Source organism: Pseudomonas sp. GW456-L13 (genome assembly GCF_017350115.1).
GTDB lineage: Bacteria > Pseudomonadota > Gammaproteobacteria > Pseudomonadales > Pseudomonadaceae > Aquipseudomonas > Aquipseudomonas jessenii.
The window spans coordinates 2,984,110-3,000,314 of sequence record NZ_JACNAS010000001.1 but is presented as its reverse complement, the minus strand read 5'-3'; the positions used below and the strand labels follow the sequence as shown (position 1 = coordinate 3,000,314).

14 protein-coding genes are annotated in these 16,205 nt (G+C 61.8%); 5 read left to right on the top strand and 9 right to left on the bottom strand.

Annotated elements, in window-relative coordinates:
- Window positions 1–9: 9 nt before the first annotated feature.
- Window positions 10–432, top strand: a complete 423-nt coding sequence (locus J4D25_RS13515) for a thioesterase family protein (RefSeq protein ID WP_057712454.1) — start codon at window positions 10–12, stop codon at window positions 430–432.
- Window positions 433–498: 66 nt separating this feature from the next.
- On the opposite strand, the gene J4D25_RS13510 is transcribed toward J4D25_RS13515, so the two are convergent.
- The 4 genes from J4D25_RS13510 to J4D25_RS13495 form a co-directional block, all read right to left on the bottom strand.
- Window positions 499–990, bottom strand: a complete 492-nt coding sequence (locus J4D25_RS13510; RefSeq protein WP_057712453.1) for a glycine zipper domain-containing protein — start codon at window positions 988–990, stop codon at window positions 499–501.
- A 354-nt stretch (window positions 991–1,344) separates the two neighbouring features.
- On the bottom strand, window positions 1,345–3,693 hold the full coding sequence (locus tag J4D25_RS13505) for an FdhF/YdeP family oxidoreductase (protein WP_057712452.1): 2,349 nt from the start codon (window positions 3,691–3,693) through the stop codon (window positions 1,345–1,347).
- On the bottom strand, window positions 3,690–4,529 hold the full coding sequence (fdhD, locus tag J4D25_RS13500; protein WP_057712451.1) for a formate dehydrogenase accessory sulfurtransferase FdhD: 840 nt from the start codon (window positions 4,527–4,529) through the stop codon (window positions 3,690–3,692). The genes J4D25_RS13505 and fdhD overlap by 4 nt, the downstream gene beginning before the upstream one ends.
- A 92-nt stretch (window positions 4,530–4,621) precedes the next feature.
- Window positions 4,622–5,509, bottom strand: a complete 888-nt coding sequence (locus J4D25_RS13495) for a LysR family transcriptional regulator (RefSeq protein WP_057712450.1) — start codon at window positions 5,507–5,509, stop codon at window positions 4,622–4,624.
- A gap of 128 nt (window positions 5,510–5,637) precedes the next feature.
- Here J4D25_RS13495 and lysM point away from each other — a divergent pair, with 128 nt between their 5' ends.
- The gene (gene lysM, locus J4D25_RS13490) at window positions 5,638–6,078 is read left to right on the top strand and encodes a peptidoglycan-binding protein LysM (protein WP_057712449.1); all 441 of its coding nucleotides are present in this window, start codon (window positions 5,638–5,640) and stop codon (window positions 6,076–6,078) included.
- A 127-nt stretch (window positions 6,079–6,205) separates the two neighbouring features.
- On the opposite strand, the gene yrfG is transcribed toward lysM, so the two are convergent.
- A complete protein-coding gene (yrfG, locus tag J4D25_RS13485) occupies window positions 6,206–6,868 on the bottom strand; it encodes a GMP/IMP nucleotidase (RefSeq protein ID WP_057712448.1) in 663 nt (220 codons plus the stop codon).
- Between the two features lie 88 nt (window positions 6,869–6,956).
- On the opposite strand from yrfG, the gene nudE reads away from it, so the two are divergent.
- Window positions 6,957–7,523, top strand: coding sequence for an ADP compounds hydrolase NudE (nudE, locus tag J4D25_RS13480; RefSeq protein ID WP_057712447.1), 567 nt, complete (start codon window positions 6,957–6,959; stop codon window positions 7,521–7,523).
- Window positions 7,520–8,347 carry a 3'(2'),5'-bisphosphate nucleotidase CysQ gene (gene cysQ, locus J4D25_RS13475; protein ID WP_057712446.1) on the top strand — a complete coding sequence of 276 codons (828 nt, stop codon included), beginning with the start codon at window positions 7,520–7,522 and terminating at the stop codon, window positions 8,345–8,347. Before nudE ends, cysQ begins: the two co-directional genes overlap by 4 nt.
- 164 nt (window positions 8,348–8,511) lie before the next feature.
- Here the strand turns inward: cysQ and J4D25_RS13470 are convergent, their stop codons facing one another.
- The 4 genes from J4D25_RS13470 to rfbC all read right to left on the bottom strand — a co-directional run bounded on the left by J4D25_RS13470 (window position 8,512) and on the right by rfbC (window position 12,859).
- The gene (locus tag J4D25_RS13470) at window positions 8,512–8,967 is read right to left on the bottom strand and encodes a YiiD C-terminal domain-containing protein (RefSeq protein WP_008003181.1); all 456 of its coding nucleotides are present in this window, start codon (window positions 8,965–8,967) and stop codon (window positions 8,512–8,514) included.
- A gap of 40 nt (window positions 8,968–9,007) precedes the next feature.
- The gene (locus J4D25_RS13465; protein WP_057712445.1) at window positions 9,008–10,402 is read right to left on the bottom strand and encodes a sigma-54 dependent transcriptional regulator; all 1,395 of its coding nucleotides are present in this window, start codon (window positions 10,400–10,402) and stop codon (window positions 9,008–9,010) included.
- The gene (locus tag J4D25_RS13460; protein WP_057716530.1) at window positions 10,399–12,207 is read right to left on the bottom strand and encodes an ATP-binding protein; all 1,809 of its coding nucleotides are present in this window, start codon (window positions 12,205–12,207) and stop codon (window positions 10,399–10,401) included. The genes J4D25_RS13465 and J4D25_RS13460 overlap by 4 nt, the downstream gene beginning before the upstream one ends.
- Before the next feature lie 106 nt (window positions 12,208–12,313).
- Window positions 12,314–12,859 carry a dTDP-4-dehydrorhamnose 3,5-epimerase gene (gene rfbC, locus J4D25_RS13455; protein ID WP_057712444.1) on the bottom strand — a complete coding sequence of 182 codons (546 nt, stop codon included), beginning with the start codon at window positions 12,857–12,859 and terminating at the stop codon, window positions 12,314–12,316.
- 191 nt (window positions 12,860–13,050) lie between these two features.
- Here rfbC and J4D25_RS13450 point away from each other — a divergent pair, with 191 nt between their 5' ends.
- A complete protein-coding gene (locus tag J4D25_RS13450) occupies window positions 13,051–15,963 on the top strand; it encodes an aminotransferase (RefSeq protein ID WP_057712443.1) in 2,913 nt (970 codons plus the stop codon).
- Window positions 15,964–16,205 lie beyond the last annotated feature (242 nt).

Genomic DNA, 16,205 nt, shown 5'->3' with positions numbered 1-16,205 from the left:
TCAACGCTGATGCCCCAACGCACCGACTATCCGCACTTCCAGCCCATCACTACCCGCTGGCACGACAACGACACTTACGGTCACGTCAACAACGTTACCTACTACAGCTTCTTCGATACGGCGGTGAACACTTACCTGATCGAAGTCGGCGGCCTGGATATCCATGACGGTGAGGTGGTGGGGTTCGTGGTGAGCTCCTCCTGTGATTACTTTGCTTCCATTGCTTTCCCGGACCGCATCGAGATCGGTCTGCGGGTGGGCAAGTTGGGCAACAGCTCGGTGCAATACGAACTGGCCGTGTTCAAGCAAGGGGAAGACGAGGCCTGTGCGGCGGGGCGCTTCGTGCATGTGTTTGTCGATCGTGCGTCGAATCAACCTGTGGCGATTCCTGCAGGGTTGCGCGGGGCGCTGGAGCGTCTGGTGGTTCAGTAAGGCAAAAAAAATCGCAGCCCTTGGGCTGCGATTTTTGTTGTACTTACCAGCGAGGCGCTCGAGGCCTTAGTCGCGGTAGTACTTGTGGTGCTTCTTGCGATGGCCATAGGCATGACCACGACCCGGATGGCCGTCACGGTAGTAACGACGATCACCATGACCGCGATACGAACGACGATCGTCGTCGTCATCATGATCGTACTCTTTGCCCATGTAGTTACCCAGCGCGCCACCGGCGCCGCCGCCTGCTGCAGCGCCGATCAAGCTGCCGGTGGTGCCGCCCATGCTGCGGCCGACCACGTTACCGCCTGCTGCGCCCAACGCACCGCCAAGGGCTGCTTCGCCACGGCTGTGTTTGTTTGCGCCGACGGCGCTACCACCCGCGCCACCCAGGGCCGCGCCGATGGTGGAACCTGTGCTGCCGCCTAACGACTGACCGACGACCGAGCCTAGAACCCCGCCCAATGCGCCGCCTACACCGGCTTCGGTGGTGCCGCCAGCAGATGCGATACCGCTGACCAGGCCAAGGGACAACAAGAGAATCGAGGAGAACTTCATGGAGGAACCTCAAGGGGATGACGGCGCGATCCTGAGGCTCTGGAATGGGCGTGACAATCGAAATCCGACGAATAACACGACCTGTATACAATATTGCAAGTTACTGTTTTTTGGACGGAACTTAACGTTTTTTTGCCGGTCTTTTACTACTTCGCAAAGGCCGTTTTCATGAGGAAACGGCCTTTTTTGTGGGCGATTGGAAAGTGCTGGATCCGGAGTTTTTGGTCATTGGTCTGGCCTCATCGCGAGCAAGCTCGCTCCCACAGGGATTTCAGTCGAACGCAGATTATGTGAACAGCAGAAAAAAACTGAGGGAGCGAGCTTGCTCGCGATGGGGCCAGTTCAGACAACGTATTACGCCGACCTGGCCATGATCAACCCGGTCTCACTCGCCGCTTCCAACCGGATCGCCACAAATTTGGATGTCGGCGTATGGCTGTCATCGCCGGTGCTTTCCAGCGGCACCAACGGGTTCACTTCCGGATAGTAGGCCGCCGCTTGCCCGGCCGGGATATCAAACGCCAGCAGCGTGAAACCTTTTACCCGACGTTCAACGCCATCGTCCCAGAGCGAAACGATGTCCGCCTTTTGCCCCGGCTTGAAGCCCAGGCGAATGAGGTCGGCTTCGTTGACGAACAACACATCCCGCTGACCCTTCACACCGCGATAACGGTCGTTGAGGCCATAGATAGTGGTGTTGTACTGATCGTGGGAACGCATCGATTGCATGATCAGGTCCGGCAGTACTCCGGTGGCGCGGGTGCGTTCGTGCACCAGGTCTTTGGGCAGCGCGTTCGAGCGGAAATTGGCCCGGCCCGAAGCGGTGTTCCACTTGCGTGCGCCGGCACTGTTGCCCAGGTAGAAACCGCCAGGGTTCTTGATCTTCTCGTTGAAGTCCTTGAAGCCGGGAATGGTCTCGGCGATCAGGTCGCGGATGCGGCTGTAGTCGGCCACCAGCCAGTTCCAGTCCACCGGGTGGCTGCCCAGGGTTGCGGCGGCGATGCCGGCCAGGATCGCCGGTTCCGAGCGCATCTGGTTCGACAGCGCCTGCAGCTGGCCATTGGAGGCGTGGACCATGCTGAACGAGTCTTCGACGGTTATCGCTTGCGGGCCTTGGGTCTGGATATCGATGTCGGTGCGGCCCAGGCAGGGCAGGATCAGCGCGTCCTTGCCATGGGTCAAATGGCTGCGGTTGAGCTTGGTGCTGATCTGCACGGTCAGGTCGCAGTTTTGCAGGGCCTGGAACGTGCGCGCGCTGTCCGGCGTGGCCTGAGCGAAGTTGCCGCCCAGGCCGATGAAGATTTTAGCCCGGCCTTCAGCCATCGCATGAATCGCTTCGACCACGTTGTGGCCGTTGCCGCGTGGCACCTTGAACTGGAAGCGACGCTCCAGGGCATCGAGGAACGCGACAGGAGGGCGTTCGTTGATGCCCATGGTCCGGTCACCCTGCACGTTGCTGTGGCCACGGACCGGGCACAGGCCTGCACCCGGCCGGCCGATGTTGCCGCGCAGCAGCATCAAGTTGGCGATTTCCTGGATGGTCGCCACCGAATGACGATGCTGGGTGATGCCCATGGCCCAGCACATGATGACGTTCTTGCCCTTGACGTACATGCGCGCCGCTTGCTCGATTTCTACCAGGCTCAGGCCGGACTGCTCGACGATCTGCTCCCACGGGGTGTCGTCGATGACGGCCAGGTAATCCAGCACGTTGACGCTGTGCTCGTTGAGGAAGTCGTGGTCGAACACCGCCGGGTCGCCGGTTTTCTGCGCGTCGCGCTCCCACAGCAGGAGGAATTTCGCCATGCCGCGCATGATCGCCATGTCGCCGCCCAGGGCCGGGCGGAAGAACGCGGTATTGGTCGGCTCGGAGCCGTTTATCAGCATTTCGATCGGGTGCTGTGGATGCTGGAAGCGCTCCAGGCCCCGCTCCTTGAGCGGGTTGATGCACACCACTTGAGCGCCGCGTTTCACCGCTTCGCGCAGTGGTTCGAGCATCCGTGGGTGGTTGGTGCCGGGGTTCTGACCCCAGACGAAAATTGCATCGGCGTGTTCGAAGTCGTCGAAGGTCACGGTGCCTTTGCCGACCCCGACGCTTTGCGACAACGCGACACCGCTGGCCTCGTGGCACATGTTCGAGCAGTCGGGGAAGTTGTTGGTACCGTAGGCGCGCACGAACAGTTGATAGAGGTATGCCGCTTCGTTACTCGCCCGGCCCGAGGTGTAGAACTCGGCCTGATCGGGGCTCGACAGGCCGTTCAGATGCCTGGCGATCAGGGCGAATGCGTCGTCCCAACTGATCGGCTTGTAGCGATCAGTCTCGGCGTCGTAGCTCATCGGCTCGGTCAGGCGGCCCTGGTATTCGAGCCAATAGTCACTTTGTTCCAGCAGAGAAGTGACGCTGTGTTTGGCGAAGAATCTGGCATCGACACGGCGTTTGGTCGCTTCCCAGTTCACCGCCTTGGCGCCGTTCTCGCAGAACATCACCATGCCCTTTTCCGGAGAATCGCCCCAGGCGCAACCCGGGCAGTCGAAGCCACCGTTCTGGTTGGTCTTGAGCATGATGCGCAGGTTTTTCAGCGCGTTGTCGCTGGTCAACCAGGCCTGGGCCACGCTGATCAGTGCCCCCCAGCCACCGGCCGGGCCTTTGTAGGGCTTGAAGCGAGGGACGGGTTTCTGGTCGGCTTGACGGTGTTGACTCACGCTTGATTCTCCAACGTTGGGCTGTAGACCCGCGGCGCATTCTTCTGTGGCAGATGGATGAGATTGAGGTTGTGGCGACGGGCCCATTGCACGGCAAGGCCCGTGGGCGACGACAGGCTGACCAGGGTCTGGATGCCTGCGCGCAATACTTTCTGGATCAATTCGAGGCTGCAGCGGCTGGTGACAATCGCCAGCCCGCCAGCGGTGGGGATTTTCTGGCGGATCAATCCGCCGATCAGTTTGTCGAGGGCGTTGTGCCGGCCGATGTCTTCGCGGCCCAGCAACAACTCACCCTTGTCGTTCATGAACACTGCCGCATGCACCGCGCCGCAATGCTGGCCCAAGGGCTGGAAGGCGCCGATGCGCTCGCGCAGGCCATCAAGCCATTCGATCGGCGGCAACGGGGCGCCAGGCAATACCTGAAGGTCCGGCAACGCCTGCTCGACCGCTTCCACGCCGCACAACCCGCAACCGCTGGTGCCTGCCAGTTGTCGGCGCTGCTGCTTGAGGTTCCAGAACGCGCGGTTGGCGATGGTCACTTGCGCGTATTGCGCCGACCCCGAGCCGCTGAGTTGCAGGTCGTAGATGTCCGTGGCGTCCTGGATGATGCCGCTGCCCAGGCTGAAGCCGACGATGAAATCTTCCAGGTCCGTGGGCGTGACCAGCATGACCGCCTGGCTGATGCCGTTGAAGGCAATCGCCAGCGCGACTTCCTCTGCCAGCGCGGTGCTGGCCGATTCGGAGTATTCGAGATTGCTATAGCTGTACGTCTGGCTTGCGGCGGGCGCGGGCGTTTCGAGGGCAGGCGCCGCGCATGCAGGGCGCTTGGTGTTCATGGCATCACCGACGGTTTGATCAGCTTTAAGACTAGGCGCGGCAACTTGTCGCGTCTAATCGCTAATACTGATCTGCCGATAGATGCCGTCGATCAACCGCCAATCAGCGATTGCTGATAGAGGGCAAAACAGGCTTCTGCCAGCGCCGAGCGCGGTGCGCTGCGACGCATGATCAGTCCCAGGCGGCCAAGGGTCTGGGCGTTCTCGATCGGCTGCAGGCGCAAATGCTCGGTCAGGCCTTCGAGGCCGCCGTCCAATGGCATCACGGCGCAACACAAGCCGCCGTGCACGGCTTGTAACAGTTGGTGCACGGCATCGGTCTGCAACAACGGCTGCGGGGTCAAGCCACGGCTGTGGAAGTTATGGTCGATGGACTGGCGAAAGTGCATGCCACTGGTGAGCATGCCCAGCGGCAGTTCGATCAACGATTCCCAACTCAATGGCGCTTCGCCAAAGGTGAAGAAGCGTTGATCGTAGAGCAGACCCATGCGGGTTTCGCTGAAGGCCAGGGAGTCGAAGTGTTCGGCATCCAGGCGTTCCAGGTATGACACGCCCAGATCCAGGCGATTGTTCGCCAGTTGCTCGAGGATCTGTTCGGAACTCAGGGCCGAGAGTTCGAAGCGCAGGTTCGGGTGTTCGGCGTGCAGGCGTTGCATCAGTGGCAGCGGATCGAAGCTCGACAACGGCACTACGCCCAGGCGCAAGGTGCCGACCAGATTGCCGCGACAGGCGGCCGCCTCGGCGTACAAGCCGTCATAGGCCGCCAGTACGGTGCGCGCCCAGGCCAGCACCCGTTCGCCCGGTGCGGTGAAGCCTTCGAAGCGTTGGCCGCGATTGACCAGCGGCAGGTCGAGTTCTTCTTCGAGACTGCGCAGGCGCATGGACAGGGTCGGCTGGGTGATGTGGCAGCGTGCGGCGGCCTGGCCGAAATGGCGGGTTTCGTCGAGCGCGATGAGGAATTTCAGCTGCTTGATGTCCATCTGCGCTCCAGGGGTTGGGAAGGTGTGGATTCTATCGCAAGCGGGGTCATTGGTCGGGTTGGATTCGTAGGTGACGACCGTGGTCTAGGCTCTGATGTCTGGAACCCGAAACCCAAGGAGAGTGCACCATGAGTCTTTTGAGCTTTGTGAAGGAAGCAGGCGAAAAATTGCTGGATTTGCTGACGCCAGGTAACGCCAATGCCAGTGAGCAGTTGAAGGCGCACATCAGCAAGGTCGGCCTGGGCAACCCGAATGTGCAGGCGACGGTCGATGGCGACAAGGTCACGGTGACCGGTGAAGTCGCCAGTCAGGAAGAGAAGGAAAAGATCCTGCTGGCGGTGGGCAACATCGCCGGGGTGGGCAGCGTGGATGATCAGATCACCGTGACCGGACCGGTAGTGAAGGCGGCAGTGTTTGTCACCGTGGTGAAGGGCGATACCCTCAGCGCGATTTCCAAGCGCGTGTACGGCGACGCCAACAAGTACAACAAGATTTTCGAAGCCAACAAACCGATGCTGTCGCACCCGGACAAGATCTATCCGGGGCAGTCATTGCGGATTCCTGAGTAAGTCGTCAAACCGCGTGATGGCCATCGCGGGCAAGCCACGCTCCCACAGGACCTGAGTCGATCACGAAGGTTGCGAACGACGCAGATCCTGTGGGAGCGAGCTTGCTCGCGATAGCAGGCAACTCGGTCTAGAGCCCTGCAATCAAATCCCGATAATCCCCAACCGCCGCGAACTCCGCCGTATCCTTCGGTCCCTTGCGGCTATCCGGCTCTCGCACTGCCAGCAAATGCGCCACGCCAAAGTCCCGTGCACTGCGCAGGATCGGCAAGGTGTCGTCAATGAACAGGCTGCGCGCCGGATCGAAATCGATATCGGCTTGCAGCGCATCCCAGAACTGCGGATTTTCCTTGGGAAAGCCGTAGTCATGGGAGCTGATCAAACGCTCGAAGTAGGGCGCCAGTTCGATTTTTTCCAGCTTCAACGACAGCGCATCCCGATGGGCATTGGTGATCAGCACCACGCGCTTGCCGGCCCGTTTGATCGCCGACAGAAAGGTGTCGGCATCCGGGCGCAGGGCTATCAGATGCGCGGTTTCCAGTTTCAGGTCGCGCACCGACAGTTTCAGTTCGGCGCTCCAGAAGTCCAGGCAGTACCACTGCAACTGGCCGGCATTGCGCTCGAACAACGGCTGCAATTCCATCTCGGCCATGGCCCGGCTGACCCCGTGCAGTTCGGCGTAGCGCTGGGGCAGGTGCTCCATCCAGAAGTGGTTGTCGAAATGCAGGTCCAGCAGCGTGCCGTCCATGTCCAGCAGAACGGTATCGATGTCGGACCAGGGTAATGAAGGCATGGCAACGTCTCGGGCAGTAGAAAGATTTCTGGCGTAAACAATCGGGAAAGCCGCGTTATAGTAGCGCGTTCACGCCAAGGAGCTTTGCATGCGCCAGAAACCCACCATACTCGCCCGCGAAATTGTCGCCACCAGTCGATTGTTCTGCGTGGAAGAGCTGAAGCTGCGCTTTTCCAATGGCGTGGAGCGCACGTATGAACGCCTGGTCGGCAAGGGTGCCGGGTACGGCGCGGTGATGATCGTGGCGATGCTCGATGCCGAGCATGCGGTGCTGGTCGAGGAGTATTGCGGCGGCACGGATGAATATGAAATGTCATTGCCCAAGGGTTTGATCGAGCCGGGCGAAGACGTGCTGGCGGCGGCCGAGCGCGAGCTCAAGGAAGAGGCCGGTTTTGGCGCGCGGCAACTGGAGCACCTGACCGAGTTGTCGCTGTCCCCCGGCTACATGAGCCAGAAGATCCAAGTAGTGCTGGCTACCGACCTCTACGAAGAGCGTCTGGAAGGCGACGAGCCAGAGTCGATGCGGGTGGACAGGGTCAATCTGCGTGAGCTCTCGGCGCTGGCGCAAAACCCGCAATTTACCGAAGGCCGCGCCTTGGCGGCGCTGTACCTGGCCCGAGACCTGTTGACTCAGCGCGGAGCGTTCCAGCCATGAATTTCCCGCATCCGTTGATGGCGCCGGTCATTGAGCTGGCCTTGCAGGCCGGTGAGGCGATCCTGCCGTTCTGGCGCACAGGCACGGCCGTCACGGCGAAGGCTGATGACTCGCCGGTGACCGCTGCCGACCTGGCTGCGCACCACTTGATTCTGGCCGGGTTGACGGCGCTTGATCCGAGCATCCCGGTGCTTTCCGAGGAAGACGCCAACATTCCCCAAGACGTGCGGGCCGGATGGCAGCGCTGGTGGCTGGTCGATCCGCTGGATGGCACCAAGGAGTTCATCAGCGGCAGCGAAGAGTTCACCGTCAACATCGCCCTGATCGAAAACGGTCGGGTGGTGTTCGGTGTGGTGTCGATGCCGACCAACGGGCGTTTTTACGTCGGTGGTGCGGGACTCGGCGCCTGGCGTGGCGATAAAGGTGGCACGCCCGTGGCGATCAAGGTGCGTGATGCGTTAGCGCCCGGCGAGTCGTTCACCGTGGTGGCCAGCCGTCGTCATTCGAGTCCGGAGCAAGAGCGATTGCTGGCCGGGTTGAGCGCCAGCCTTGGCGAGCTGCAACTGGCCAATATCGGCAGTTCGCTGAAGTTTTGCCTGCTGGCCGAAGGGGCGGCGGATTGCTATCCGCGCCTGGCACCGACTTCCCAGTGGGACACGGCGGCGGCGCAAGGTGTGTTGGAAGGTGCGGGCGGGGAAGTGCTGGAATTGAGCGGCGAGCCGTTCAGCTATCCGGCGCGGGCGTCGCTGTTGAATGCGTTCTTCCTGGCATTGCCGGCGAAGGCGGCCTGGCGGGAGAAACTGCTGGAATTGGCACGGTCCTGAGCTCACCTTTACTTTGTGGCGAGGGGGCTTGCCCCCGTTCGACTGCACAGCAGTCGCCAATCAGGCAAAGAGATTTAGCTGAAAATGCGCAATGGTCGGGTTTGGGGCCGCTGCGCAGCCCAACGGGGGCAAGCCCCCTCGCCACAAGTGTTGTGTCAACCGGTTCATCGGTGCAGCACGTACTGTCCGACAAACCTCACCGCATCTTCATCACGACCTTCGTTGACCACCCGTGTATGCAGCGTCAACCGAGCTCGGCTGTATCGCTGGAAGGTGGTCAGGAATTTCTTCCAGATCACCGGGTCCGGCGCCTGGCAAATGGCGTTGGCATCCCCCGTCACCGGCAGCGGATAGCTGATCTGCCCTTCCTGAATCACGATGTGCCCGTCGGTAATGCCTTCTTCCTTGAGGCGCAAATGCAGCCAGCCCCAACCGGCCAGGACCGCGCCGCAATACAGGCTGCCGCCGAACATGGTGCTCTTGTGGTTGACGTTGGCTTCCAGCGGCAAGTGCAGGCGCAGTTGCTGGTCATGCCAGTCGAGCACTTTGAGGCCCATGTCCCTGGTGAGGGGAATGTCGTGATGGAGAACGGATTCCAGTTGTCGACTGTCGCGGCTCATTCAGGGGCCTCTCGCTTGAAGTGGATGATTGGACGGTAGCTCAGTCGAGATCGTCAGGGTGGGCCGAGGCGCCACTGTCGGCGAAACTCAGACCGTGCTTGCGCAGTTTGTCGTGCAGGGTCTTGCGCGGAATGCCGAGGGCTTCGGCGACGCTGCGCACGGAGCTGTGCGAACGTGCCAGTTCGGCGGCGATGAGTGTTTTTTCGAAGTTCTCCACTTGCTCGCTCAAACCGCCGTTGACGACTTCGACCCTGTTGCCAGCGCTGCCTTCCGGCGTGCTGTTGTCGAGGGCCAGTTCCAGCCCGAGGGCAAAACGTTCGGCCGCATTTTGCAGCTCGCGCACGTTGCCGGGCCAGGTGTGGCGCAGCAGCAAGGCACGTTGCCCCGGTTGCAGTTCATGGGGCGGCAAGCCGTGGCGGGCACTGGCTTCATCGGCAAAATACTGGAACAGCATCAGCGCATCTTCGCCCCGTTCGCGCAGCGGTGGAATCCGCAGCGGCGCAACGTTCAGGCGGTAATACAGGTCGGCACGGAAACGCCCTTGATCCGCTGCCTGGCGCAGGTCTTCCTTGGTGGCGGCGATGATGCGGATGTCCAGCGGGATCAGTTGATTGCCGCCCAGGCGTTCGACCACCCGCTCTTGCAGCAAACGCAGCAATTTGACCTGCACATCCAGGCTCATGCTTTCGATTTCATCGAGGAACAGCGTGCCGCCATTGGCGAATTCGAACTTGCCGATGCGGCGTTTCTGCGCGCCGGTGAAGGCGCCGGGCTCGTGGCCGAACAACTCGCTTTCGACCACTGATTCGGCCAGTGCACCGGCGTTGATCGCCACGAACGGACCGTTGCGACGGCTGGATAAATCGTGCAGCGCCCGGGCCACGACTTCTTTGCCGGCGCCGGTTTCGCCGAGGATCAGCACGTCGGCCCTGGTTGCCGCCAGGGCACCGATCTGCTCGCGCAGGCGCAGCATCGAAGGTGAGTGGCCAACCAGCCGCGTGCTTAGCTCGTTGCGGTCGCTCAAGGCCAATCGCAGGCTGCGGTTGTCCAGCACCAGCTGGCGCAGGGCCAATGCGCGGCGCACGCTTTCGAGCAGGGCGTCGCTGGCGAAGGGTTTCTCCAGAAAGTCATAGGCTCCGGCGCGCATGGCCTGCACCGCCAGCGGCACATCGCCATGGCCGGTGATCAACAGCACCGGTAGCTCAGGGTCCTGGGCGTGCAGTTCGGTCAACAGCTCAAGACCGTCCATGCCGGGCATGCGGATGTCACTGACCACCACCCCTGGCCAATCACGTTCAAGTTGCGCGGCCAGGCCCTTGGCTTCGGCCAGCGGCAGGATTTTCAGGCCGGCCAGATCCAGCGTCTGGCTCAAGGCCTGGCGCAAATGAGGGTCGTCGTCGATCAACACGACCTGAATGCGGTTGTCGATGGTCATGCACTTCGGTCCTCGGACGGTTGCAGGCTCACGCCCGGTGCGCCTGCGCGCAGCTTCAGGGTAATCAGGGCGCCGCCCTCCTTGTGGTTGGCGAACGACAGTTCACCGCCGAAGGCGCGCATCAGGGTTTCGCAAATCGCCAGCCCCAAACCGAGGCCCTGGGTGCGGGTCTTGGTGGTGTAGAACGGCTCGCTGGCGCGCCCGAGGGCTTCCATGCAAAAGCCGGGGCCGTTGTCGCGAATGTACAGGTTGACGCCATCGGCCGTGGATTGGGCACTGAGCCAGAGTTTACGTGGCGGGCCTTTTTCCGTCAGGGCATCCAGGGCGTTGGCCAGCAGATTGCCGAGTACCTGGCGCAGGCGGGTTTCCCCGGCTTCGACCCACAGGGTGGCGGCGGGCAAGTCGCGGATCAGCTCGACTTCCATGCTGCGTCGACGCTTGGCCAGCAAGGCCAGGGCATCGTCCAGCGCCGGTTGCAGGGCGACGCTTTCCGGGGCATGCCGGTCGCGCCGGGCAAAGGCGCGCAGGTGGGCGATGATCGAGGCCATGCGACCGGTCAATTCGCTGATCAGCTTGAGGTTGCCACGGGCATCGTCGGTGCGCTGGTGATCGAGCAACACTTCGGCGTTTTCCGCGTAGCTGCGAATTGCTGCCAGCGGCTGATTGAGTTCGTGGCTGATGCTCGCCGACATGGTGCCCAGTGCCGACAATTTGCCGGCCTGCACCAGATCATCCTGGGCGCGTACCAGCTCCTGCTGGGCCTGTTCGCGTTCCAGCACTTCCTGTTTCAGGCGCCGGTTCAGGCCTTCGAGATCGCTGGTGCGCTCGGCAACCCGGCCTTCCAGTTCGCGGCGGGCCTTGGCTTCGAAAGCAATGCGCTCGAGGTAATGGCGGCGGCGCTGCATCATCAGGCCAAGCAGCAGCATCAACACCAGCAGCGCTGCGCCACCGATGGCCACCACCGTACGTACCGGGCGGTCGATCAAGGTGCGCGGGGCGAGGATGCTGACGTCCCAGCCGGTTTCGGCGATCTGCTGGGTCTGGGTCAGCCAGGCGTCCGGGTTGAGCTTCAGCGGTTTTGGATCGCGGGTTGGATAGGGCTGGATCGCAGTGATGGCCTTGCTTTCTTCCTCGCTCAACGGGCGGGTCGAGCGGAATCGCCACTCCGGTCGCGAGGTGAGAATGACGACGCCGTTGTGGTCGGTCAGCAGCAGTTGTTCCGGGGTTTTGCCCCACAGGCTTTCGGTGTGGTCGAGGTCGACCTTGACCACCAGCACACCCACGATTTTTTCACCGTCGCGCACGCCAGCGGCGAAGAAGTAACCGCGCTTGGCCGAGGTCGTGCCCAGGCCGAAAAAGCGCCCGAGCCGCCCGGCCATGGCTTCGCTGAAATACGGCCGGAAGGAAAAATTGCGCCCGACGAAACTGTCGTGTTTGTCCCAGTTGGAGGCGGCCAGGGTCTTGCCGGTGGTGTCCATCAGGTACATGACTTCGGCACCGGTCTGGGCGGCGATGTTTTTCAGCAGGCGGTTGGCGTTGCCTTGGGTGACGCCATCGTCCGGTGCGCCGAGCACGGCGCGCAGGGCCGGCAGGTCGCCGAGGATCTGCGGCAACACTTCATAGCGATGCAGGGTACCCAGCAGGTTGGCGACGTAGAGGTCGAGGGTCTGACGATTCTGACTGGCCAGCTCGCTGCGGTAGTAACGCTCGGCGAGATGTTCCAGCGGCCACAGCAGCGGCGCCAGGCACAGTGCCAGCAGGGCCAGGCTGCGCCAACGGGGTCTGGGAGGGAGGGTCGGTTTCATGAGCAGCATGCGCCTGTGGGTACAGGCGCATTATGCCTAGGCTTGCGGGCGCAGTCTGCGCACTGTAGGCCAGGTGCGTTTTTGCGCTGAATCTTGCGCCGGGTTTTCAGGCGAAGACTTCGGCATCCTTGAGGAATACAGCGGCCTGGTCCTTTGCCGACAGCTGCGGCGTGCCTTGCAGTTGCCAGTCGATGGCCAGGTCCGGGTCGTCCCAGCGAATGCTGCGCTCGGCGGAGGGCGTGTAGTAGTCGGTGGTTTTGTAAAGGAACTCGGCAAACTCGCTCAAGACCACGAACCCGTGGGCGAAACCTTCCGGAACCCAGAGTTGGCGATGATTGTCGGCAGACAGGCGCACAGCGACCCATTTACCGAAGTGCGGTGAGCTGCGACGGATGTCTACGGCGACGTCCAGCACTTCACCGACCGTGACGCGAACCAGTTTTCCCTGGGTATTTTCCAGTTGGTAATGCAGACCGCGCAGCACGCCCTTCTGCGAACGGGAGTGGTTGTCTTGAACGAATTCAGTGTCTAGTCCGGTGGCCTCTTTGAAAGCCCTGGCGTTGAAGCTCTCATAGAAGAAACCACGTTCGTCACCAAAGACCTTGGGTTCGAGGATCAGAACACCGGGCAGGTCGGTGGTCACTACATTCATGGCGGCTCTCCAGCATCGTGCGTTTAATGGCCGCCATTCTTGCGCAAAGCGCCGACCGGGGCGAGTGCTCAAGTAAAAATCTACCGGCCTGTTCCAGCCCCTGCAAATGACCATTACCGGTTCCTGGGGGGTTGCGTATCGCCCGAACCAGTGGCGATATAGGCGCCTAATAAAATTTCAGGGGTTGTTGTATGCCGCTCGCCACGTTGATTCATCGCGCCAGTTTGCCCAGCCCGCAGGTGTCTGCGGAGCAAGCGCTAGGGCTGCTGGAAGAACATTACGGGTTCAGCGGCAGGTTGCAGGCCCTTGGCAGCCAGCAAGACCTGAACTACCGCGTCGACAGCGAGCGGGGACGTTTCGTCCTGAAAATCTGCCGTGGCGACTACTCGGTACTGGAGCTTCAGGCGCAACACGCCGGGCTCAAGCATCTGGGCGAGCACCCCGATGTAAATGTGCCGCGTGTTATCGCGGCGAAAAACGGTGCAGACCTGCTGTCGCTGGACGTGGGTGGCCAGGCGGTGCACGTGCGCTTGCTCGACTACATCGAAGGCCAGCCACTGACGAGCCTCGGCCATTTCAACCCGACGGTGGTGTCAGGCTTCGGCCGCCTGTGCGGTGAAATGGACTTGGCCCTGGCGGATTTCGACCATCCGGGGCTGGTGCGAACCCTGCAATGGGACGCCCGCCATGCGCACGCCCTGATCGCGCATTTGCTGCCGGTGATCAAGGATGAAGCCCAGCGCAAACTGATCGTCGAAGCGTCCGGGCAAGCCGAGCGGCATTTGCAGCCACTGCAGGACAAACTGCCGGTGCAGGCCATACACATGGACATCACCGATGACAACGTGGTGTGGCAGCGCGATGCGCAGCGCCATTGGCAGCTGCAAGGCGTGATCGATTTCGGCGACCTGGTGCGCACCTGGCGCATTACCGATCTGTCGGTGACCTGTGCCGCTTTGCTGCATCATGGCGAGGGCGATCCGTTCTGCATTTTGCCGGCAATCCAGGCGTATCACGCGGTCAACCCGTTGCAACACGAAGAGCTGCTGGCGTTGTGGCCGCTGATCGTCGCCCGCGCGGCGGTGTTGGTGCTCAGCGGCGAACAGCAGGTCAGCATCGATCCGGGCAATGCCTACAGCCGCGACAACCTTGTCCATGAATGGGAAATCTTCCGTGTGGCCACGTCGGTGCCGTTGGCGCTGATGGAAGCAGCGATCCTCACTGCCGTCGGCCAGAACCTGCCCACCATCGGCAGCGAAGGCTTCGCGCCGCTGTTACCGAGCCTGGTGGGACGTGAGTTCGCCTTGATCGACCTCGGTGTGCTCAGCCCGCATTTCGAGGCCGGGAACTGGGAGCAGGAGGGTGTCGATCAGCGCCTGCTGGATGAAGCGGCCGCGGCACATGGCTTGGCGGCCAGTCGTTACGGGCAATACCGCCTGTCCCACACCCGCCCGGACAGCGCCGCTGAACCGGACACGTGCCCGCTGCACGTCGAGTTGCGTGTGCCTCAAGGCACGGCGGTCGAAGCGCCGTTTGCCGGGGTGGTGCACCAGCCATCGGCGGGCGTGCTGCATCTGGATGGCCCGCAACTGAGTGTGCGGCTTTGGGGTGTCACGCCGTCGCTGCACAGCGGCGCGGCCCTGGTCAAAGGCCAGGTGCTGGGTTCGGTCAGCGGGCTATTGATCGTGCAGTTGTGCCGTGGCGCGTCGATCGATGCGCCGTTGTTCTGCACGCCATCACGCGCCGCCGCCTGGCAGGCGTTGTGCCCGTCACCTGCGGCGCTGCTGGGTTTGGCCTGTGACGCCGAAGCCGAGCTCGACGGAGCGACCTTGCTGGCCCGGCGCGATGCCAGCTTCGCCCGCACACAAAAACACTATTACGTTGATCCACCGCGCATCGAACGCGGCTGGCGCAACCATTTGATCGACATGCAGGGTCGCTCCTACCTCGACATGCTCAACAACGTAGCGGTATTGGGCCACGGCCATCCACGCATGGCGGCAGTCGCCAGCCGCCAGTGGTCGTTGCTCAACACCAACTCGCGCTTCAACTACGCAGCCGTGGCCGAGTTCTCCGAACGTTTGCTGAAGCTGTCCCCTGACGGCATGGACCGCGTGTTCCTGGTCAACAGCGGCAGCGAGGCCAACGACCTGGCGATTCGTCTGGCGTGGGCCTACAGCGGCGGTCGCGACATGCTCAGCGTGCTGGAGGCCTATCACGGCTGGACGGTGGGCGCGGATTCGGTGTCGACCTCGATCGCCGACAACCCCAAGGCCTTGAGTAGCCGCCCGGACTGGGTGCACCCGGTGACCGCGCCAAACACCTATCGCGGTGAGTTCCGTGGCCCAGACAGTGCGCCGGATTATGTGCGCAGCGTCGAACACAACCTGGCGAAAATCGCCGAGCAGAAACGCCAACTGGCCGGTTTCATCTGCGAACCGGTGTACGGCAATGCCGGCGGTATCTCGCTGCCACCAGGTTATTTGAAACAAGTCTATGCCATGGTCCGGGCCAGGGGCGGTGTGTGCATCGCCGACGAAGTGCAGGTCGGCTACGGGCGCATGGGCGATTTCTTCTGGGGCTTCGAAGAGCAGGGCGTTGTGCCGGACATCATCACCATGGCCAAGGGCATGGGCAACGGCCAGCCACTGGGCGCGGTCATCACCCGCCGGGAGATTGCCGAGGCGCTGGAGGCCGAGGGTTATTTCTTCTCTTCCGCCGGCGGCAGCCCGGTCAGTTGCCAGGTCGGCATGGCTGTGCTGGATGTGATGCAAGAGGAAAAACTCTGGGAGAACGCCCAGGTCGTTGGCGGGCACTTCAAGGAGCGCCTCGAAGCGTTGATCGATATTCATCCGTTAGTGGGCGCGGTGCACGGTTCCGGTTTCTACCTGGGCGTCGAGTTGATCCGCAACCGTGAAACCCTGGAGCCGGCCACCGAAGAAACCACCGCACTGTGCGATCGCTTGCGTGAGCTGGGGATCTTCATGCAACCGACCGGCGATTACCTGAACATCCTCAAGATCAAGCCGCCGATGGTCACTTCGCGCCAGAGCGTGGATTTCTTCGTGGACATGCTGTCGAAGGTGCTCGCAGAAGGGCTGTAAACACATCCCCCTGTGGAAGCTAGCTTGCTCGCGATGAGGCCATTCCAGTCACAGATTTTTCGACTGAAAGACCGCTATCGCGAGCAAGCTCGCTCCCACAGGGGGAGAATTTTAGTTCGATTGATATCGGCTTTTAATCGATTGTTTTTGTAACGGTGGATGTAAGGTGCTTTAAAAGCCGATATTTATCGGATATAAAGTCGCCACAGCCCACGGCGTTTACACATACGCTTCCATTTCTG

Excerpts from the sequence above, each read along its gene's own strand:
- J4D25_RS13515 (WP_057712454.1), top strand. The coding sequence starts at position 10 with ATGCCCCAACGCACCGACTATCCGCACTTCCAGCCCATCACTACCCGC.
- J4D25_RS13510 (WP_057712453.1), bottom strand. The coding sequence starts at position 990 with ATGAAGTTCTCCTCGATTCTCTTGTTGTCCCTTGGCCTGGTCAGCGGT.
- fdhD (WP_057712451.1), bottom strand. The coding sequence starts at position 4,529 with ATGAACACCAAGCGCCCTGCATGCGCGGCGCCTGCCCTCGAAACGCCC.
- J4D25_RS13495 (WP_057712450.1), bottom strand. The coding sequence starts at position 5,509 with ATGGACATCAAGCAGCTGAAATTCCTCATCGCGCTCGACGAAACCCGC.
- lysM (WP_057712449.1), top strand. The coding sequence starts at position 5,638 with ATGAGTCTTTTGAGCTTTGTGAAGGAAGCAGGCGAAAAATTGCTGGAT.
- yrfG (WP_057712448.1), bottom strand. The coding sequence starts at position 6,868 with ATGCCTTCATTACCCTGGTCCGACATCGATACCGTTCTGCTGGACATG.
- nudE (WP_057712447.1), top strand. The coding sequence starts at position 6,957 with ATGCGCCAGAAACCCACCATACTCGCCCGCGAAATTGTCGCCACCAGT.
- cysQ (WP_057712446.1), top strand. The coding sequence starts at position 7,520 with ATGAATTTCCCGCATCCGTTGATGGCGCCGGTCATTGAGCTGGCCTTG.
- J4D25_RS13470 (WP_008003181.1), bottom strand. The coding sequence starts at position 8,967 with ATGAGCCGCGACAGTCGACAACTGGAATCCGTTCTCCATCACGACATT.
- J4D25_RS13465 (WP_057712445.1), bottom strand. The coding sequence starts at position 10,402 with ATGACCATCGACAACCGCATTCAGGTCGTGTTGATCGACGACGACCCT.
- J4D25_RS13460 (WP_057716530.1), bottom strand. The coding sequence starts at position 12,207 with ATGAAACCGACCCTCCCTCCCAGACCCCGTTGGCGCAGCCTGGCCCTG.
- rfbC (WP_057712444.1), bottom strand. The coding sequence starts at position 12,859 with ATGAATGTAGTGACCACCGACCTGCCCGGTGTTCTGATCCTCGAACCC.
- J4D25_RS13450 (WP_057712443.1), top strand. The coding sequence starts at position 13,051 with ATGCCGCTCGCCACGTTGATTCATCGCGCCAGTTTGCCCAGCCCGCAG.